The following is a 19,644-nucleotide window of genomic DNA, read 5'->3' on the forward strand; positions in this document are numbered from 1 at the left end:
CATCGATCGCACGGTTCGAGGGCGCTGCCCCTGCATCTGGAGCATTGGGTTGTGCCATGTCCGGCGCACCCCTGGCAGTCTTCGATGCCGCAGTAAACATTCTGGTCAGTGAGGATGCGAAACTTTCCAGGCTCTCGGTAGCGGCTGACATTACTTTTCAGCTGCGCCTGAGTCTGGTCCCGCAGAAAACCTGGTGCGGCCAGCAGCTGTTGCTGTCGATGGCTGAGTACCGCGCGCATATCGGCCTGGTCATACAGCGGGCCGGTTGCCTGGCTGACGTAGCGGCTCTGGTACTCGAACGCGTAGTTGGCGGTGACGGTATAGGTGAGCTCGGCCCGGTGCTGCTGCACATTTTGCACATTGACTGGCGCGGTGACCTTTTCGCCGAAGGCGTCCTGTGCCTTGGCCTTCATCGCCTGGGCGATATCGTTGGCGGTGAAACCACTTGTTCCTGACATTTGCAATCCATGGCTGGGGCTATTCTTGAAAGGCGCATTTTGCCAGCGCCGAGTCGTGCGGGTACAGCGCATGTGTGGGTTCCCCGCGAACACCGATGAAGCCGGTGCCATGCAGCGAAGCAAAGGCCCTATAGGCTAAAGCCAGTCAGTCAAGGCTGATGGGGCTGCTGCGCAGCCCATCGCCGGCAAGCCAGCTCCCACCCAGACCGCATCGAATTCAAGCCATGCGCCGTACTTGTGGGATCCAGGCTTGCCGACAATGGACCGCTAAGCGGCCCATTGCTTGACTGACAGGCATTCTCGCCACATCGAATTCAAGCCATGCGCCGTACTTGTGGGATCCAGGCTTGCCGACAATGGACCGCTAAGCGGCCCATTGCTTGACTGACAGGCATTCTCGCCACATCGAATTCAAGCCATGCGCCGTACTTGTGGGAGCCTGGCTTGCCGGCGATGGGCCGCAAAGCGGCCCCATTGGTTAACTGACTGGCATTCCCCGATAGGCTGCCATCGGCCCAACTCAATCAACCCATCGCCAAAGCGGCTCATCCAGCAACCCGACCCCACGCAACTGGGTCTGCCCGTGATGCTTCTCAAGCTCCAGCACATTGCACCCGTCGCACGCCGTCAGCGCGTCGATCAGCGGCTTGCTGTGCGAGACCACCCACACCTGGCTGCGTTGCGAAGCGCGAATGATCAGCCGCGCCAGGGCCGGCAGCAGGTCGGCATGCAGGCTGGTTTCCGGTTCGTTCAGCACCACCAGCGACGGTGGCCGTGGGGTAAGCAGCGCCGCCATCAACAGCAGGTAACGCAGGGTCCCATCGGACAATTCAGCCCCGCCCAGCGGTCGCAAAAGCCCATGCTGATGCAGCCGCACGCTGAACAACCCTCCCGGCGGCGCATCAATCTCAAGCCGGCTACCGGGGAACGCGTCCTCCAGGGCCGCTGTAAGGTCTTCAACCTCGCCAATCTCGATAATGGTCTGCAACGCCGAAGCCAGGTTGCGCCCATCGTGATGCAGCACCGGCGAGCGGGTCCCTAGCTGTGGCTGGCGGCAAGGCGCGTCGCGGTCGATGCGGAAGTGGTCGTAGAACCGCCAGCTGTTGATGAACGCGCGCAGGTCGCCAATCTCTGGCGCCTGGCGGGGGCGGCCGACAATGTTGAAAAAGCTTTCGCCGCTGTCGGCATGCTGGTCGAGCACGGTCCAGCTGTTGCCCTCGCGGGCGCGCACCATGGCGTTCTTGCGTTCGACCAGCAGCGAGGCGGGGCGATAGGCGCCGGCGCCCCAGATGGCTTCGCACTTGATCTCGGGGTCGAGCATGAAGGCGGTTGGGTAGGGCACGGGGATCGGCAGGCCGAGGGAGATGGCAAAGCCGAAATCTTCGGTGGCGAAGCCCAGGCGCAGGCGTTTGGCTTCGCTTGGGTGCTGGCCCTGGATGGGCACTTCGCCGCGCTTCATGCGCGCACTGGTTTGCGGGCCGGCCCACCAGGTGGAGTCCAGGCCACCTTCGCGCGCGAGAGCTTCGATTACCCCGCCCTGGGCGGTTTCGGCCAGCAGGCGCAGGGCTTTGTAGAGGTTGGATTTGCCGCTGCCGTTGGCGCCCGTTACCAGATTGAGCTGGCCGAGGGGCAGGACGAGATGGTTGATGGAGCGGTAGTTGCCGATGGCGAGGGTGGTGAGCATGCCGTGCGTCCGAGCTTGGAGCTGATGGGCAATTGTGGCTGGCCTCGACACCTGGATGGAAGCGAAATCGCAGGCAAAAGAAAGCCCGCCGAAGCGGGCCAAGGTCTATCACGTAGGGATGGTGCGATTGTCCCTGGGGCCTCGTGAAAATTAGGTGAAAGAAAAGTCCCCAGACCGTGATCATCGCGATGCTTTTTGCCGCTGTGCACGCTGGAAACGGCTGACCGCGATCTGCACGGCAGCGGCCACCAGGCACAGCAGGCCGATCTTCCAGTTGCCTTCCAGGCCGTAATGCTCGGCGATCTTTCCGCTGATCAGGACGCTGAAGAAGATGGCGACAGGCAGGATCAATTTGTTCATCGGGGGCTTCCAGCAGGGTGTACATGGCTTGGGTGAACGGGCAGCTCACCCAGCGAAGAAGAGCAGCGATCATAGCAAATCTGTTTCCGCGTGAGTGGTGGTACAGGGCGCGGTGATAGCACTTCACTGATGTGCCCGTGAAGCGGTGTTTATAGAGATGAAAAAAATGAAGCAATTTGCCATCTCCAGTGGTCGATCCAGTTGGATGGGGCTAATTCGAAAGTAGGATTCCCCGCGCGCCTTTGGACACTGCCAATGTTGGTCGCTGGAGGGCTATATGCGAATGAGGGGTAACGTTTACTGGGCATGGGTCGATCCTACGCTTCACCACCGCTCCCATGAAGAAACGCTGGGCGACGGCAGCCGGATCGACGTGCAGGTGAGGCTTTCGCGCACCGGTAGCACGCAGATGTTCCTGGGGGTGTATGCGCGTTCCGGCATGGCATTACACGAAGAGGCGTTTGCCTCGCGGCCAAACGAGTCGATGGCCCGGGCGTTAGCCTGGGGTGTTGCCAGGGCGCGTCGGCTTGCCGATGAAGGTTTCTTTGCCGCTGATCCCATGGCGGCCCTGGAGTAGAGGGGCCGTCAATGAACCGGGCTCGACCACTTGCGTTGGGTCGCCAGGGCCAGCAACTCCCGCTGGCCGGCAATCCCCAGCTTGCGATACAGCCGCTTGATGTAGGTGGCCGCACTCGACTGCTGTATGCCCATGCTCGTACTGATGGCTTGCACGTCGCAGCCGGCCAGCATCAGCTGCAGCAGCTCATGGTCACGCCGGGTCAGTTCCGGGTACAGGCTGATGACGCGCTCACTGAGCAGCGCTGGCATTTCATTGGCTTCAAGATAGGCGCGGTAGTGCAGGCGGGAGATTTGGACGATCAGCGGGGCGGCTGTTTCGATGACATTGATCTCGTTGGCTGAGAAGCGGCCGTGTTCTCGGCCGCGGTAGAAATTTATCGACAGCCAGCGGTTGCCATCGCAGTGGCTTAGCAGCGCGACGCGCTCGGATATTTGCGGCAGCTCGTAGCAGATGCGTCGGTAGTCGCGGTGGGCGATGTCCTCGATGCCCTGGCGTTGCACCATGATGCGCTCGGCGCTCGAGGGGGTAGGGCGTGCAGTCATCGCCTGCTGGTTGCCGTCCATGCTGTAGAAGCGTTCGGCGTAGTTGCTGGAGATTCTGGGCAGCTCGAGCATGCGGGCGCGGTCGGCAAAGGAAATGATCTGCGGGCTGCGGTTGGGGCTGTAGGCGAAGAGGGTGCATTGTGCCAGGGGCACCTGAGCGCCGAGCAATTTCAGCATGTCGGCGGCCAGTAGCTTGCCGTGGCTTTCACTTGTGCGCGAGAGCAGGCTGGCGGTTTGCTCGACGCTCAGGCGGAAGTCGCTGGTGGATGGGCGTAATGGCCAGAATTCCATGCTGAGCTCCGTGGGGACAAGGCATGATTTATTGTTGTACGCGGCCCGGCGGGTGAAGGCCAGTCAGTCAAGCAATCGGGGCCGCTTTGCGGCCCATCGCCGCGGTTCGTCGCCACGACAAGCCAGGCTCCCACAATTACGGCGCATGGCGTGGACTCGATGGGCTGCGCAGCAGCCCCTTTAGCCTTGACTGACTGGCATTAGCCTGGCGGGGGCTGTTGAGCAGGATAACCAATTTGTCAGCCAGGCAGCCAGATGAAGCGGGGCTGCGCAGCAGCCCCGTGGCTCAGAAGCGAACCGTGATCCCCGCATTCACCGAGTGCATGCGGGCGTCCGAACCGAACTGGCCCTGATACGACAGCCCCACATCCGTCTGGCGGTTCAGTTGCACCTTCGCGCCCACTTCGGTCATGGCCACGTTGCGCGTCTGGGCGATCCCCTGTACCGCGAAGTCCGGGCCGCCGGCAAAGGCCTGGGTGCTGCCAGGGTCCAGGTCACCGTACGCGCGGCGCCAGCCCAGCGAGCCGTAGAACTGGGTGTCGTGGTTGGCCACGCGGGTGTGTGTCGAAGCGCGCATGCCCACGGTCGAGAACCAGGTGTCCTGCTGTTCGCTGGACACATCCAGGGCCGCTGCACCGCCTTTTTCACGGAAGCTGTCGGCGTCGTATTTCACGTAGGAAACGCCCACGAACGGCTCCAGCGCCACCGCACCCAGGCCGATGCGATAAGCTGCTTCGCCACTGGCCTGCAGCGTGTTGGCGTCGCGCTTGCCCTTGAGGTGGTCGGTGAAGCCGGCAAAGGCCACGTTGCGTTTGCTGTCCAGCTTGTGCCAGGTGTAGCCGACGTCTGCACTCAGGCGCAGGGCATCGAGTTGGGCACCGGTGTACAGGCCCAGGTGGTAGTTGTCACTGTGGCCTTTGGCATCGCGGTCGTCGGCATCGAACTTGGTGCGGCTGTAGCCACCGTAGACGCCGGCGCGCCAGTCGGGGTTGAAGCTGCCGTCGGCGCCCATCAGCACACCGCCGGTGCGCTGATGCAGGCCGCTGGCGCCGTTATTGCCGTCCAGCCGCGACCAGTTGCCGAAGGTTTGCGCCCAGGCCCCGCCCTGCGCTTCAGGGGTGGTTGGCATCAGGCTCGATGCACCCAGCGGCATGCGCACCGTGGTGCTGTCGAACAGGCTGCGCAGACGAGTGCCCAGCACGCCGGAGACCACCTGGCTGTTGGCGATCAACGCGGTCCCGGTGCTGCTGTGGTAGTCGCCGGAGAGCTGATCGATGGCATTGCGCGCGCTGTCGGCATCCAGCACCAGCAGGTTGTTGTACAGCCGCAGCGGGTCGCCGCTCTGCTGCAGAACGCTGAGTGCGCCCGCAGTGTTCCACTGGTTCTCGGTGAGCGCCACGGTCTGGAAGATCCCCGGTGTGCCTGGCCCGCCCGTTTCTGGCGGCTGGACGGGTGGCTGCACCGGTGGCTCGACAGGCGGCTGCACCGGAGGCTGCACAGGCGGCTCTACCGGAGGCTGCACCGGTGGTTGCACAGGCGGCTCGACCGGCGGTTGCACAGGCGGCTCTACAGGCGGCTCTACAGGCGGTTCCGGCGTGGTGGTCTTCTGCGCGATGGTCAGGTTCAGTTCATTGGCCGTGCGCTGCAGGCTGACGTCGAGGAACGCGGATTGGGTGAATGCCTGGGCATACGCGGTGCCGGCGGCGGCACCGTCGACTACGCCGCCCTGGGCGGCCAGCAAGGTGTAGGTTTGCCCGGTCTGGTAGCTTTGCGCATCATTCAGCGTGGTCACATCCACCCGCGTGCCACGCAGGGTCGCGGTGCCGCTGACATTGACGTGGTCCGAGCCGCCATCGCCGGCGATGTCTGCGGCGTACCGCGAGCCGGCCGCCATGTCCAGGTCGCCCTTGATCGACAAGGTCCCCAGCGCGCCCTCACCCGGAGAGAGGGTACCGCCCGAGGCAACCTGGGTTGTACCGACCTGACCGCTACCGGCCAGCACGCCGCCGTCCAGTACCTGAGCGCGGTTGCTGTAGTTGCCGGCGGCGTCGGTGTGGCCGACGGTGCCGTTGACCACCAGGGTGCCGTTGCCGACGCTCAGCAACGAGGTGCCGCGTGGGTTGCTCTGGTCAACATCGCCGGCCAGCACCAGGCGCCCGCCGCGCACCACGGTGCTGCCGGACATGCCGCTGAGGTCGCCGCTGAGGGTGGTATTGCCGCTGAAGGCGTAGACACGCCCTGCGCCACTGATGCTGTTGCTGACCTGCAGGTCGCTGTCGGTGTGGTTGAACGCCAGCGCTCCGCTGCCGGCGCCAAAGCGGATCGCCGTTTGCGGGTCCAGGCGCCCGGCGGCCTGCGCGGCGCCGGCGGTGATGGCGTCGATATCGGTGCGGCTGTCATCCCTGACAACCCCGCCACCGATGCTGAGGGTGCCGCGTGCAGCCGAGTTGATACTGGTCAGCTCGCTGATGTCGATGCCCTCGGTGCTGCTCAGCTCGGCGCCATCGGACAGCACCAGGTTGGTGCTGTAGGTCGTGGTACCCACGGTCAGCGTGCGCGTGGCCAGGCGCGTGCCTGCGCCGGATACGCTGACCACGGTGTTGCGGCCGATGTTGGCAGAGCCCAGTTCCATGGAGTCGCTGGTCAGCACCGCGCCATTGCTCAGGCTCATGTCGTTGCGGTTACGGAAGGTCCCAGTGTTGTCCCAGCGCGTGTTGGCGCCGGACAGCTCGCTGATCGAGTTGATGGCCACGCGTTCGCTGGCAAGCTGCCCACCATCCTTCAGGGTAATGCGCGAGTCGTAGAGAAACACCCCGCCTGAGGTCACGTTGACGGCATCCACCTTCGAGCCTTGACCGCTGACCAGCAGGTTCGCCCGGGACAGGGCATTGCCGGCATTGCCGTTGTCGCTGAGCTGAAGGTCGCGCACCAGCACTTGCCCGCCGTCGAGCACATTCAGCGTGCCCTGGCCGGCGCCGCCAACAACGAGGGTGTTGCCCAGCACGGCAGCGGTCCGCGGCACCACCCAGCGGGTACCGGGGCCCTGGACCGTGACGGTGGCCATGGCCGCACTGGCTTCGTTGTTGGTAAGCGAGCCACCTATTCGCCCGCCTTTGCTGGTGAGTTCGGCACCGTTGTTGATGGTCAGGCTGGCAGGGACACCGTTGCCGGGGCGCAGTGACACCGTGCCGTCATACGCGCGGTCGCTGCTGAAGGTGTCTTGCCCGCTGTCGAGGATGTAGTCCGCCGCGTGGGCGTTCGGCAGCATGGCGAGGGTGATCGCGAACGTGAGCGGGGAAAGTCTGAATAGGGGGTTCATGGCGACTCCAGATACTCCATTTGATGCCACGCAAGTGGCTGCCAGCCTCGAGGGCAATGGCATTCCTTAGGTGCAACGCATTAACACCGGGAGTATCGGGAGCGCTCGCCGCGCGGAGAATAGTACGCATGTACTAGCGTGTTCCGGAACGTGATGCGGCGCACATCGTGCCGTGCAGGTACTGCATCCAAGGAGCGGGCCGGCCCGCGAAGAGTCCGGCTTCAGACCGCTCCGCCTGCAACCTCACCAGCAACCCAACGGCTGAATGCCTCCGCGACCGGCGAAGGGTGCATTGCAGCGGATTGCGCCAGCACCACTTTCTGCGGGGATACCTCTTCCAGTAATGGCCGGCACAACAGCGGGGTGCCGTCATAGCAGTGGTCGCCGGCAGGCCGGGTGCATGACAGGGCAACCCCGTAGCCATGCGCGACCAGGCCCCTTTGCATCTCGAACGTCTGGGTAAATTGCTGGGTACGCGGTTGCAGGTTGTGCGCCCAGAACAGTGACAGGAAATACTCGCGGGTTTGGGCGATGTCCTCGAGGATCACGCACTCTTGCGCCAGCTCATGCAGGGGTATCGCTGCCAGGCCGGCTAGCCGGTGGTCAGTGGCGACCAGCGCGTAGGGTTTCAATTGCGCCAGTACCTGGCGCGGCAGCGAGGGATCAAGGCCTATGTCATAAGTCAGCGCGAGCTCGGCTTTACCGGCACTGAGGTGGCGGTGTACCCCTGCCAGATCAGTCTCGAACAGTGTGACCTCGACATCGGGGTGTTGCTTGCGAAAACCGGATAGCAACCGCGGCGCGTAATAAGGCCCCAAGTCCTGAAAACAGATAAGCGACAGGTTGCCGCGCAGTGAGCCCGGAGCGGTCTCCGCCTTTTGATTCATGGCGATGGCCATGCCAATGATTTCGCGTGCCTGGGCCAGTAGCCGCGTGCCCGCAGCAGTAAGCTCGAGCCCGCGACTGACCTGGCGGCGGAACAGCCGCTCGTTCAGCGCCTCTTCCAGCTGGGCAATCGCAACCGAAACCGAAGGCTGGGACACGTGGCGGGCCCTGGCGGCAGCACTGATGCTGCCATGTTCGGCCACGGCGACGAAGTATTCGAGCTGTCGGAAGGAGAACCCTATCATGTTTTCCTATACTCAAAATTAGGAATTATATTCTTTTCCTATTGGTGCCAAAACGCAATACTCGCTGCGCACCTTGCTTATCGCGTTCATACACCTGGCAGGGGTGCTGTTGCCCAATAAAAAGACTAAAGGGTGCTCTATGAAACCGTCCGCCGAATTTCAACTAACTGAAGAAACCATCGAGGCATTCCAGCGCGAGGGTGCTGTCTGCGTACGTCAATTGTTCACGCCAGAAGAAGTTGCCCTGCTGGAAACCGGCATTGAACAGAATTTGAAAGCGCCAAGTGAACGCGCCAAAGTCGCGAGTCGCCCGGATGACCCGGGTTGGTTCTTCGAGGACTTCTGCAACTGGGGCGATATTTCGGCCTATCGCCAGTTCATCTTCGAAAGCCGGGTGGGTAGCGTTGCCGCGCAATTGATGAACAGCGAAACAGCCCGGCTGTATCACGACCACCTGCTGGTCAAGGAGCCCAATACCCGCCAGCGCACGCCGTGGCATCAGGACCAGCCCTACTACAACATCGATGGGCGCCAGAACTGCAGCATGTGGATGCCGATCGATCCCGTCGCCAGGGAGTCCACCCTGGAGTTTGTCGGCGGCTCGCACCTTGGCCCCTGGCTGATGCCGCGCAGTTTCCTCGACAGCCAGGCGCAATGGTTCCCGGAAGGCAGCCTGGCCGACCTGCCGGATATCGAGGCCGATCGCAGCGCCTGGAATATCCTCGGCTGGGAGCTCGCGCCAGGTGATGCGGTGTTCTTCCACATGTTGACGTTACACGCCTCTGGCGGTGTCGGTGGCAATCGCCGGCGGCGTGCTTTTTCGGTGCGCCTCCTGGGCGACGACATTACTCACGCACCACGCCAATGGAAAACCTCGCCACCGTTTCCCGGGCTTGAAACGCAACTGGCCAGCGGTGCCACGATGGACCATGAACTGTTCCCGGTGTTGTGGCCAAGGGCTTGATGAGTGCAATGACGCGTGCCTGATTAAACCGCGCAGCATCGGTGTTGTGCGGGCCTGATAATAAAATCAAGAAGGTATCTATGAACGCTCAATCCTCACCGCAACTCAAGCGGGGTCTCACTACCCGGCATATTCGTTTCATGGCCTTGGGTTCTGCTATCGGTACGGGGCTGTTTTATGGCTCGGCATCGGCAATAAAGTTGGCAGGGCCTTCGGTGTTGCTGGCCTACCTGATCGGTGGCGCAGCCATTTACATGATGATGCGCGCCCTTGGCGAAATGGCGGTTCACAACCCGGTGTCCGGGTCGTTCGGCCACTATGCCAGCCAGTACCTCGGTCGTTATGTAGGCTTTCTGACGGGCTGGAGTTACGCGTTCTCGATGCTGATGGTGTGCCTGGCAGACGTGACGGCGTTCGGCATATACATGGGGCTGTGGTTCCCTGAAACACCCGCGTGGGTCTGGGTGCTTGGGATAGTGTTCTTTATCGGGGCGCTGAACCTGTGCAGCGTGAAAGTGTTCGGCGAGATGGAGTTCTGGTTGTCGTTGCTCAAGGTAACCGCCATCGTCGCCATGATTGTCGCAGGGGCCGCCGTGCTGCTGCTGGGTATCCAGCTGAATACTGGTACGGGCACTGTTGCCGGCATCTCGAATCTATGGAGCCATGGTGGGTTCTTCCCCAATGGCGTCAGTGGCATGATTGCCTCCTTTACCGTGGTGATGTTCGCCTTCGGCGGGGTCGAAATGATCGGTATTACTGCAGGGGAGGCAAAGGACCCGAAGCGCGTGCTGCCCAAGGCGATCAATTCGGTGCCACTGCGCATCCTGTTGTTCTACATCCTTACCCTGCTGGTACTCATGGCCATTTACCCTTGGACGGGTATTGGCAGTCACGGTAGCCCATTCGTGCAGATCTTCAGTGGTCTGGGTGTCAGTTCTGCGGCAACCGTGTTGAACATTGTGGTGATCTCTGCGGCGGTTTCGGCGATCAATAGCGATATCTTCAGCGCTGGGCGAATGATGTACGGCATGGCGCAGAACGGCCAGGCGCCTGCCGGTTTCGCGTCACTCTCGCGTTTCGGTGTGCCGTGGATGACGGTTGCTGTAATGGGCATCGCACTGTTGCTGGGGGTGGTCTTGAACTACCTGGTGCCAGAGGACCTGTTCTTGGTGCTCGCCTCGGTAGTTACGTTCTCCATTGTCTGGGTGTGGTTGATGATCCTGCTGTCCCAGGTGGCCATGCGCCGTGGCATGAGCAAGGAAGAGGCGGCTGCTCTGGAATATCGCGTGCCGCTGTGGCCGGTAGGGCCAGCGTGTGCGATTGCATTCATGGTGTTCATCTTTGGCGTGCTTGGTTGGTTTCCGGCCAGCCGCACAGCGATGTATGTCGGGGTTGGCTGGCTGGTCCTGTTGTCCCTGGGTTACTGGTTGTGGGGTGTGCGCGCACCTCGCCCGGTGTCGGCAAGCGCTTGAGGCATTGATTTGTGGGGTGTGCAAGTTCGCTCATAGAACTGCACATGACTTACTGATTTAGCAGGGGCCTTGTGGGAGCGGGCGTGCCCGCTCCCACAGCGCCCAGCATCAGTTCTCTGCTCGACAGCGCAGCTCAATGGGCTGGGCAATCCCCTACAGGTTCGGTGTTGGCTTTGGGGTGGACGAGGGCAATGGCAGCAAGAAGGTCAACAGCGCGCCGATCACCAGCAGCACCGTGGCGTAGACAATCCCGGCAGTGAAGCTTTGGGTCAGGTCCTTCAGCCACCCGACCACCAGCGGGTTGAGCGCCGAGCCGATGTTGCCGAACGCGTTGATCACCGCAATACCGATCGCCCGTGCCTTGAACGACATGGCCTGGTCCGGGGTGGTCCAGAAGATCGACATGGCGGTGTACGAGCCGGTGGCGGCCATGCAGATGCCTGCCAGCTGCACCTGGGGGGCGCCGGCATACGCAGTGAACATCCAGCCGGCCGCTGCCACCAGCATGGGCAGCACCAGGTGCCATTTGCGTTCCCGGGTACGGTCGGAATGCAGGCCCCACACCAGCATGCCGATAATGGTGCATACCTGTGGAATCATCGCCAGCAAGCCAATGGTGCTGTTACTGCTGCCGGCGGCACTGATGCTCTTGATGATCAACGGCGTCCACACGGCGATCATTGCCAGGGTGTTGACCAGGCAGAAATACACCAGGCTGAACATCAGCACCGTGGGCGAGAGCATTTCGCGCAGCAGGCTGGGGCCCTTGTCTTCGGGGGTGGGGGTGGCTGCCGGGGTGTCTGCGGCCAGGGCGTGCTGCAAATGCTGCTTTTCCTGCGCATTCAACCAGTGGGCCTGTTGCGGCTTGTCGTTCAGGTAGTAGAACACCACCAGACCCATGATCACCGATGGCATGCCTTCGAGCAGGAACAGCCACTGCCAGCCGTGCAACCCCCATGTGCCGTCCAGGCCAAGAATCAGGCCGGAAAGCGCCGAGCCGAAGCCTGCCGTGAATGGCATGGCGATCATGAACAGGGCATTGGCCCGTGCCCGATAGGCCGCCGGGAACCAGAACGTCAGGTACAGCAGCACGCCAGGTAGAAAACCGGCTTCGGTAATGCCGACCAGGATTCGCAGCAAGTACAGGCTGTGCGCATCGGTCGCGAACAGTGTCGCCGTGGAGGCGAGCCCCCAGGCGATCATCAGGCTGCCGATCCATTTGCGCGCGCCGACCTTGGCCAGCGCCATGTTGCTGGGGATACCACAGGCGATGTAGGCGATATAGAACAGCGTGGTGGCCATGCCGAACTGGGTACTGCTCAGTCCCAGGTCGCCCATCATGGTCAGGCCGGCAAAGCCGATGTTGATACGGTCGAGAAACGACAGCACAAAGCAGGCGAACAAAAAGCCGAGCAAGCGCCTTGAAACCTTGCGCATTACCGCTTGCTGCGGGTTGCCGGTGGTTGTTGCGGTGGTAATGGGGGCTGTGGTGTGGTGCATCTGGGCGCCTGATTATTATTGGTTTGAGCGGCACCGGCCGCTGTGCCGGCGCGCAAGGCAAGGGCTGCGCCGGTGCTTGTGCAGCCGCAGGTTCTACAGGTCCTGCAGGGCGGATCGGGTCAGTTCGGTGAAGGTCTGGGCATCGCCGATAGCCTGGGCACCGAGCAAGGCCAGCTTGGTCAGAAACAGCTCGGCCTTGGCCGGTGTGGCCTGGTCCAGGGCTTCGGCCAGTACGTCGTAAACCACTTCCAGGTCTGTTGCGCTAAGGGTATTCATTGCGGTTGCTCTCAGTGTTTGCCCAGGGCGGTGTCGATGGCGAGGTGCAGTTTTTCGGCAGACAGTTGCTGCCAGCGGGCGCAGATGTGCTGGTCCGGCCGCACCAGGTAGGCGCCGCCACGGGTGATGCCGTACTTGCTGGCGATATGGCCCGTCGGGTCGTCGATCAGCTGGTCGGCGCCGGTGATGGCAGGCTGCGCGCTTTGCGCAATCGCGATGATCTGCAAGGGCACGCCGCTGTCGCGAATGGCATTCGCCTGCGCGCGCACATCGCTGGGGATACAGTCACTGTCGGTGAAGCAGAGCAGGTGGAAACACGCACCAAGGCGGTCGAACAGGTAGTCGTTTTCGGCCAGCTTGATGTTCAGCATCGGCGCACCGTTGCGCGGCCCAGCACTGAACAGGTCGTTGTCGTCAGTTGCACAATTGAGCACCGAATCGGCGTAATCGTGCGGCCGCGAGGTGCGCCAGTGGTACAGCGGGCGGACGAATGCCTGGGTCAGGGACAACGACAGCACTGCATCACGTACAAGCCGGTAACCAGCGCTGGGCGGGGCCATGAACCGGGTGCTCTTGCCGGCCTCGCTGATGATTTCCCGCGCGGCACTGACCCGCTCGGTGGAATAGGAAGGCAGCAGCCTCGGGCCTGCCAGCCCTTTGAGGGTGAACGCCAGTTTCCATACCAGGCTGTGGCAATCCTGGAAGCCGGTGTTGGCGCCACGCACCCCGAAAATCGGCAACAGGTGGGCTGCGTCCCCTGCGAATATCACGCGTTTGTGCAGATAATCCGGCAGCGTCAGGGCACGCGCCGAATACACCGAACTCCAGTCCATCTCCCACTCAGGGGCTTTGACGCCGAGCATCTCCAGTTGAGCGTTGATGCGCCGGCGCAAGGACTCAGGTTGCAGCGCCTGCTCCGGGGTCTCGTTTTCCGGCAGCTGGTAGTCGATGCGCCAGATATTGCCCGGCTCGCGATGCATCAACACCGTGTTGCCCGGGTTCCAGGCGGGGTCGAAGTAGGCCAGCCGCTCGGTGGGCAGGTCCAGGTCGATCTTGATATCAGCGATCACGAACCGCCCTTCGTAGGCGGTGCCTTCCAGTTTCAGGCCGAGCAAGGTGCGGATCGCCGAGCGGGCGCCGTCAGCCGCCACCACCCAGTCGGCGTCCAGTTCATAGCTGCCGGCAGGGGTATCGATGCTCAGGCGGGCGAAGCCGTCATGCTGCGCCAGGCCGGTCACGTGGTTGCCCCAGCGGATGTCCACCAGCGGGTTGGCCTCGGCAGCCTCTGCCAGTAACTGCTCCAGGCAGGGCTGCTGCAGGTTGGTCATGGGTGCATGGCGGTCGTCCGGGTCGTGCGGGGTTTCCATGCGGAACACCAGCTGGTTGCGGTAGAACGAATTGCCGCAGCTCCATGGCAGGCCCAGCGCGCAGACCCGCTCGGCCACGCCCACTTGTTGCAGGATTTCCATCGAGCGGCGGGTGAACACGATTGCCCGGCTGCCTTCGCTGAGCTGCCGCTCAGACGCCAGCACCACACAGGCGATGCCATGGCGGGCCAGGTCCAGGGCGGTGGTCAGGCCGATCGGGCCGGCGCCGACCACCACCACCGGTTTGCGGTCAGGGTGCGCGGCGCCGACGCTGGCGGTGTGGGCAGGGAACACGTGATAGTCGAAATACAGGGAGCGCCGCGGCTCGCTTTGGGGCTGATGCATGGCAATGCACGTCCTTATTCTTGTATGAGCTCAGGGCTCTTCAGGTGTGCAAATGACTGTACGTGAGGCGGCGGCGGGCGATGTCCCCTGCAGGGGACAATTGCAGTGGATGGCCACGATTATCGCAGTGCTATAGCGTGCGCAGCATCTCCCAGAACGATGCCCCTACGCCCATGATGCTTTCACCGGCAATCAACCCGGCTGCCGCCGTGATCGCGAAGCGCTCGGTGATGCTCGGCCAGCGGCGACTGACCAGCCAGGTCAGCACCGCGCCAAGGCCCATCATCATGGCGATCGATGCCGGTAGAATGAATGCCAGCCCCAGCGCCGCGGTGCTCGGCAGCCAGCGCGCCACACGCTGCGGCAGCAGGCTGTCCAGTGCGCCCAGCAGCACGCCGGCCCCACTACCGGCCACGATCGCCCAACGCACCTCCGGCGGCAGCGCACCCAGGCCCTGGGTCAGGGTCTGGGCCACCGCTTTCCAGGTCGCCACGGCCGGGGCCGGCCACTGTTCGGTGAGCAGCATGGCCTGCGGATCAGGTATCAGCATCAGGTACACCAGCACGCCGACCACGCTGCCGATGAAAATGCCGATGCACTGCGCAATCAGCTGCTTGTGCGGGGTGGCGCCGATCGCCAGGCCAACCTTGAAGTCGTTCATCAGGTCGGTCGATTGCCCGGCCGCGCCGCCCGCCGTGTTGGCGCTCATGAGGTTGATCGCCACCTGGCCCGGGGCGACCAGACCGAAGCTGAGCTGCGACAGCTTGCCAATGGCGCCAATGGGCGCGATACCAGTGGCGCCGACCACGCGCGCGGCGACCACGGCCAGGCATACCGCCAACGGGATGCTCAACAGCGCCATCCACCAGTCGATCCCGAACAGCAGCGCCTGCAGGGTCACGACCAGCGCGATGGACAGCAGCAGGCCCGACGCAGCCGCCGGGGCAAAACGCAGCCTGGCGCGCGGCGGCCGGGCGGTCAGTGCATCAGCGGGTGATCGCCGCCGCACGTGCACCAGGCGAACAGCCAATGAAGTCAGGGTCGCACACACCATCAGGCTCACGCCGGGCCATAGTAGCCATTCCACCAGCGCGGCAAACTGTGGGCCGCTGGCGTTCGGGCCCAGCACCACCCAGGCATGCTCGATCAGCCACGGCGCCAGCCCGCCCCACGCCAGTGCGGCGCCCAACAGCAGCGTCAGGCCCACGCGAATGCCGATGATGCCGCCAAAGCCGATCAGCAACAATGAAGGATCGAGCGTGAAGGTCAGGCGCTCCAGCCCAGGTGTGGGTGACCAGCGCGGTATCGCCCAGGCGAAGCTGTCGATCCATTTCACCAGCCCGGACAACAGCGCGGCACTGCACAGTACCTTGATCCGGGTTATTGCTTCCTGCCCGTGCTGGTAGATCTGCTGCAGCGTTTCCAGGGTCGCCATGCCTTCGGGGAACTTCAGGTCAGGGTCGTTGAGCAGGGCAGGGCGCAGGTACCAGGCGATCCAGATGCCCAGAAAACTCACCGAGAACACCCAGGCCATCATCGGCACCGGGTCCAGCTGCTGGCCGGTGAGCAGTGTGTAAGCAGGGATCGGCGCCACCAGCCCGCCGGAAACGATCGAGGCGGCGGCGGATGCCACGGTCTGGTTGATGTTGCTTTCGTGCAACGTCCACGGGGGGCGCTGATTTCTGCGCCCTGCCAGGCCTTTCCACAAGGCGAAACCGATCAGCAAGGCGATGATCGACATGTTGAATGACCAGCCGATCTTCAGCCCGACGTACACGTTTGAGGGGGTGAGCAAGATGCCCAGCATCGCGCCAGTGAGCACCGCCCTCAGGCTCAGCTCACGTTCGACGCGGAGCTCGGGGAGGGCAGTGGGGCGAGCAGGGGTCATGGCAATCCTTTGTGGCTGTCGCAGGGGCGTGAACAACTGAACGCCTGCAGCTACGAAGGTTCATTGCCGCTTAGGCAGTGACTGGCCTTGGCCGAGGATGGTGCAAGAGAAACGTTGATTCCTTTTCGGGTTAGGTATATGTTACATCCAACTTAAATTGTCACGTAAATGGAACATGGATTACTCGCTGATTACCACCCGGCTGGGCGAACAGTTGCGCAACCGGCGGCTGAATCGCGGGCTGACGCAAGCCAGGCTCGCAGCGTTGGCTGGCATCACCCGGCAAAAGGTCATTGCCATCGAGAAAGGTGACCTGACGGTAGGCATGACAGCCTATGCGCGGGTAGTCGGAGCCCTGGATTGCGAGTTTGCCTTGGTGCCCGCTGCCATGCCTACGCTGGATGAAATAGAGGGAGTATTCAGCTGATGATGACCACCTTGCGTGTGGCAACCCCTGAAGGCGAGAGCGGCAGGATTATCAATGCTGGGGGCGACTACCTGTTCCGCTACCGTGAGGATGCGCGGGCGTCTGCAGCGATCAGTATGCTCATGCCTGCGCGCCTGGAAGAATACCGTCACCGAGAGCTGCACCCGATCTTCCAGATGAACCTTCCTGAGGGTTATGTGCTGGAGCAGCTGCGCAATCGGCTGGCCAAAGTGGCGAATGTCGATCCCATGCTTTTGCTGGCGCTGTCTGGCAGCAGCTCGCCAATCGGGCGGGTTGCAGTGAATTCCGATCAGGTCGATGCGCTGCTGCGCCGCCAGCAATTTCCGGGAGAAAAGCTGGATGAGATTCTGGCCTGGGACGGAGCAGAGGACATTTTCGCCACCTTGGTCGACCGTTACATCTTGCGCGCCGGGATATCTGGCGTTCAGCCCAAAGTACTGGTGCCGGAGCAGCACGACACTGCGCCGCAGCGTTTTACCTCTAAAACCTCGGACTTGATCATCAAGAGCGGCCGGGACGAGTTTCCCGGTTTGGCGATCAATGAATACTTGTGTATGTCGGTGGCTAAAAAGTCAGGAATCGCGGTACCGGAGTTCTATCTCTCGGAGAATGCCAAACTCTTCGTCATGCGCCGCTTTGACCGGGATGAGCACCTAGACCCTATCGGTTTTGAGGACATGGCTGCATTGATGGGGCTGGCTGCCGAGCAGAAATACAGCAAGAGCTATTCAGCTATCGCCAAGGCCATACGGCTTTTCTGCCCGCCCAACGCAGTGCAAAGCTCGTTGGCGCAGTTGTTCGCGATGGTTAGCCTGAGTTGCATTGTCGGAAACGGCGATGCACACCTGAAGAACTTTGGTCTGTTGTATTCCGACCCCACCCAGCGCAATGCACACTTGGCCCCGGCCTACGATATCGTCAACACCACGGCCTACATTCCTGATGACGTATTGGCGCTGGATCTGGTCGGCAACAAATCATTGCTCGCTTCACGCCAGGGGCTGCTGGAGTTTGCCAGAGCGTGTGATGTGGTCAGGCCAGAAGATGTCATACGTGAACAGTTGCAAGCATTGGAGCAGGTGCTTGACGGTTCGGCCGAGCTTTGCGAGCGCGCCCCTCGGGTAGCCGCTGCGATCCGGCAGTGTGCTGAACCTTTCATGCGGACGTTCGGTTAGGCCGCAAGCCTGAAGGGGGTGTGGCGATTAAGGCTAATGGGGCTGCTACGCAGCCCATCGCCGGCGAGCCAGCTCCCACCCCGACCGCTTAGAATTCAAGCCATGCGCGGTACTTGTGGGAGCCTGGCTTGCCGTGGCGACGAACCGCGGCGATGGGCCGCAAAGCGGCCCCAATTGCTTGACTGGCTGGCATTCACCGGAGCCCCAGCTATTGGCGCCACCGGTCGTACCCAAGGCACTCCCGCTCGCCATGTTCCCTCTTAACCAGGTGAACCCCACCGCGCCATAGCAGGAGAACGCCCATGGCAATCGATCAGAACGGCCCAGACGCCCCCTACCCAGGCCCAGCAGAAAATACGCCCGACACCGGCGCGGCCCACGGCTCTGGCCTTGAACAAAGCGAGTCCGAGCCCAAGCAGGGCGTCGGTGAATCCTGGTCCGAGAAACGCCCGGTAGACTGGGACCCGCCTCCCGGCAATCCTGGCTCGGACCAGGACAGCCAGCTCGAGCGGGATAACGGCAGCGCACGAACCAAAGACGAGCAAAGCGCAGGCGCTGAAGGAGAAGTGCCGTTACCTTCAGACGATGACGGCCCCATAGAAGAGGAAATGAAGGACGTCGAAGCCAATAATTCGGTGTCCGCCGAGCATCCTCAATCTCGCTGAGGGTATTGCCACGACAGGCCAGGCGCTGCCCGAGCGGCGGCGCCTGCTGAACTCCCTTTTGTGCAAGGTTTACGTCAGCCTGTCAGGCCCGTCGCAACGCAGTGGCAAGCCCGACCGTCAGCACCACGGCACATACCATCGCCAGGCTGATGGTGACGGCGATGCCCCATGTTTCCAGCAACCCTGCCAGCACCAGGTAAAACGCGATCACCCCTACCGCCCCGATCGCATTGCCACGCACCATTGCCGCCATCCCCGCTCGGCCGCTTTGTACATGGGCGAACACCACCAGCGGCCAGGCGATCACCGGGATCGGCGCCAGCATCCCGCTGGTTGCCGGGCCCAGCCAGCTGGCCAGGCCGGTAGTCGCCATCAGCAGCGCGGTGGCCGAAACCATGCGCAGGGGGATCTCCCAGTACCGATGCCGAGGGCGGGCCAATGTGTCCGGCCTGGGCTCGCGTCCGCTGGCGCGTATCAGCACGCCGATCAGCAACAGCGCCACGGCAATCGACAGGTACAGATTGCCCCAATGGGTAAACGCATAGGCGGCCAGCCCATAGAACAGCATCGCCAGCAGCACGGCCGTGGCGATGCCCAGCCGGCGCGTGGCCAGCAGGTAGAAGGCGTAGGTCGCCTGCACCGCCGCCAGGCCGCCCAGCGCGCCGGGTATGGCGCCCATGCCGAAGGCCGTGCCCTGTTCAAGGCACAGGAAGGTCATCACCAGCGCCGAGGTGATCGGCAGCCCGGACAGTAGCCCGCCCAGCAGGCCACCCCAGCGCCGCGAGGCGAGGGAGATGGCCCACATCAGCACGGGCGTGACGATGAGTTTCAGGTAGAACAAGGTCATTGCAGGGCTATCCAGCTTTGCAGAATGAAGCGGCGCCATGCTGGGTGCCGTCGAATGCGAAGGAGGTCGTCTGGTAGATCGGCACGGCCACCGCCCGGGTGGTCGGGTCGGGGCTGAAGCCCGCGTGGATGGCGAGAGTTTCCAGCTGCATGCGATCGTTCCTTGAGCGTGGGTGGAAGCGTTCAAGCATGCGGCGGCGGGTTGGAACAGGTCAAGGTGGGCCTGACTGTCTGTAGCAGCGGTGGCGCACGCCGACTGTAAAGATACGCAAAGTTTCCGCGGGCCATCACACCTCCACTCTGGAATCCGCCTGCCTGACCGGCCAACGGCTGG

17 protein-coding genes and 1 pseudogene are annotated in these 19,644 nt (G+C 62.7%); 7 read left to right on the forward strand and 11 right to left on the reverse strand.

The genetic code is table 11. From position 1 onward, the window contains the following. Nucleotides 1–56 precede the first annotated feature (56 nt). Nucleotides 57–455 (forward strand): hypothetical protein, encoded by a 399-nt coding sequence (locus AC5O5R_RS10800; protein ID WP_172219143.1) that lies wholly within the window; start codon nt 57–59, stop codon nt 453–455. 523 nt (nt 456–978) lie between these two features. On the opposite strand, the gene AC5O5R_RS10805 is transcribed toward AC5O5R_RS10800, so the two are convergent. Further along, nucleotides 979–2,142 carry an AAA family ATPase gene (locus AC5O5R_RS10805; protein ID WP_172219145.1) on the reverse strand — a complete coding sequence of 388 codons (1,164 nt, stop codon included), beginning with the start codon at nt 2,140–2,142 and terminating at the stop codon, nt 979–981. A gap of 180 nt (nt 2,143–2,322) precedes the next feature. After that, nucleotides 2,323–2,502, reverse strand: coding sequence for a hypothetical protein (locus tag AC5O5R_RS10810; RefSeq protein WP_172219147.1), 180 nt, complete (start codon nt 2,500–2,502; stop codon nt 2,323–2,325). Between the two features lie 277 nt (nt 2,503–2,779). Here AC5O5R_RS10810 and AC5O5R_RS10815 point away from each other — a divergent pair, with 277 nt between their 5' ends. Then, nucleotides 2,780–3,079, forward strand: a complete 300-nt coding sequence (locus AC5O5R_RS10815; RefSeq protein WP_172219148.1) for a hypothetical protein — start codon at nt 2,780–2,782, stop codon at nt 3,077–3,079. Nucleotides 3,080–3,087: 8 nt separating this feature from the next. On the opposite strand, the gene AC5O5R_RS10820 is transcribed toward AC5O5R_RS10815, so the two are convergent. From AC5O5R_RS10820 to AC5O5R_RS10830, 3 genes are all read right to left on the reverse strand, one after another. After that, complete coding sequence (locus AC5O5R_RS10820) at nt 3,088–3,915, reverse strand: helix-turn-helix transcriptional regulator (protein WP_172219149.1); 828 nt, start codon at nt 3,913–3,915, stop codon at nt 3,088–3,090. Between the two features lie 286 nt (nt 3,916–4,201). After that, nucleotides 4,202–7,153: an autotransporter outer membrane beta-barrel domain-containing protein gene (locus tag AC5O5R_RS10825; RefSeq protein ID WP_172219170.1), complete on the reverse strand. Its 2,952-nt coding sequence runs from the start codon at nt 7,151–7,153 to the stop codon at nt 4,202–4,204. Nucleotides 7,154–7,455: 302 nt separating this feature from the next. Further along, entirely contained in the window at nt 7,456–8,364 is a 909-nt protein-coding gene (locus AC5O5R_RS10830) for a LysR family transcriptional regulator (protein WP_172219150.1), read from the reverse strand. A gap of 139 nt (nt 8,365–8,503) precedes the next feature. Here AC5O5R_RS10830 and AC5O5R_RS10835 point away from each other — a divergent pair, with 139 nt between their 5' ends. Both AC5O5R_RS10835 and AC5O5R_RS10840 read left to right on the forward strand, forming a co-directional pair. Then, nucleotides 8,504–9,328, forward strand: coding sequence for a phytanoyl-CoA dioxygenase family protein (locus tag AC5O5R_RS10835; RefSeq protein WP_172219151.1), 825 nt, complete (start codon nt 8,504–8,506; stop codon nt 9,326–9,328). A gap of 80 nt (nt 9,329–9,408) precedes the next feature. Further along, entirely contained in the window at nt 9,409–10,800 is a 1,392-nt protein-coding gene (locus AC5O5R_RS10840; RefSeq protein WP_172219152.1) for an amino acid permease, read from the forward strand. A 153-nt stretch (nt 10,801–10,953) separates the two neighbouring features. On the opposite strand, the gene AC5O5R_RS10845 is transcribed toward AC5O5R_RS10840, so the two are convergent. From AC5O5R_RS10845 to AC5O5R_RS10860, 4 genes are all read right to left on the reverse strand, one after another. After that, nucleotides 10,954–12,300 carry an MFS transporter gene (locus AC5O5R_RS10845; protein WP_256678412.1) on the reverse strand — a complete coding sequence of 449 codons (1,347 nt, stop codon included), beginning with the start codon at nt 12,298–12,300 and terminating at the stop codon, nt 10,954–10,956. A 93-nt stretch (nt 12,301–12,393) separates the two neighbouring features. After that, on the reverse strand, nt 12,394–12,576 hold the full coding sequence (locus tag AC5O5R_RS10850) for a DUF2783 domain-containing protein (protein WP_172219153.1): 183 nt from the start codon (nt 12,574–12,576) through the stop codon (nt 12,394–12,396). Nucleotides 12,577–12,587: 11 nt separating this feature from the next. Next, nucleotides 12,588–14,288, reverse strand: a complete 1,701-nt coding sequence (locus AC5O5R_RS10855) for an FAD-dependent monooxygenase (protein ID WP_172219155.1) — start codon at nt 14,286–14,288, stop codon at nt 12,588–12,590. A gap of 130 nt (nt 14,289–14,418) precedes the next feature. Continuing rightward, nucleotides 14,419–16,176 carry an OPT family oligopeptide transporter gene (locus AC5O5R_RS10860; RefSeq protein WP_172219157.1) on the reverse strand — a complete coding sequence of 586 codons (1,758 nt, stop codon included), beginning with the start codon at nt 16,174–16,176 and terminating at the stop codon, nt 14,419–14,421. A 175-nt stretch (nt 16,177–16,351) separates the two neighbouring features. On the opposite strand from AC5O5R_RS10860, the gene AC5O5R_RS10865 reads away from it, so the two are divergent. The 3 genes from AC5O5R_RS10865 to AC5O5R_RS10875 all read left to right on the forward strand — a co-directional run bounded on the left by AC5O5R_RS10865 (nt 16,352) and on the right by AC5O5R_RS10875 (nt 18,464). Continuing rightward, nucleotides 16,352–16,603 carry a helix-turn-helix transcriptional regulator gene (locus AC5O5R_RS10865; protein ID WP_172219159.1) on the forward strand — a complete coding sequence of 84 codons (252 nt, stop codon included), beginning with the start codon at nt 16,352–16,354 and terminating at the stop codon, nt 16,601–16,603. Further along, entirely contained in the window at nt 16,603–17,799 is a 1,197-nt protein-coding gene (locus AC5O5R_RS10870; RefSeq protein ID WP_494515341.1) for a type II toxin-antitoxin system HipA family toxin, read from the forward strand. The genes AC5O5R_RS10865 and AC5O5R_RS10870 overlap by 1 nt, the downstream gene beginning before the upstream one ends. A gap of 302 nt (nt 17,800–18,101) precedes the next feature. Then, nucleotides 18,102–18,464: a hypothetical protein gene (locus AC5O5R_RS10875; protein ID WP_172233649.1), complete on the forward strand. Its 363-nt coding sequence runs from the start codon at nt 18,102–18,104 to the stop codon at nt 18,462–18,464. 82 nt (nt 18,465–18,546) lie between these two features. Here the strand turns inward: AC5O5R_RS10875 and AC5O5R_RS10880 are convergent, their stop codons facing one another. Together AC5O5R_RS10880 and AC5O5R_RS10885 are read right to left on the reverse strand one after the other, a co-directional pair. Then, nucleotides 18,547–19,311 (reverse strand): hypothetical protein, encoded by a 765-nt coding sequence (locus tag AC5O5R_RS10880; protein ID WP_494515342.1) that lies wholly within the window; start codon nt 19,309–19,311, stop codon nt 18,547–18,549. Nucleotides 19,312–19,333: 22 nt separating this feature from the next. Further along, nucleotides 19,334–19,462 (reverse strand): annotated as a pseudogene (locus AC5O5R_RS10885) (PLP-dependent transferase); the annotation flags it as partial. Nucleotides 19,463–19,644 lie beyond the last annotated feature (182 nt).

The sequence above is a fragment of the Pseudomonas sp. 8_5_2 genome, from assembly GCF_059295255.1.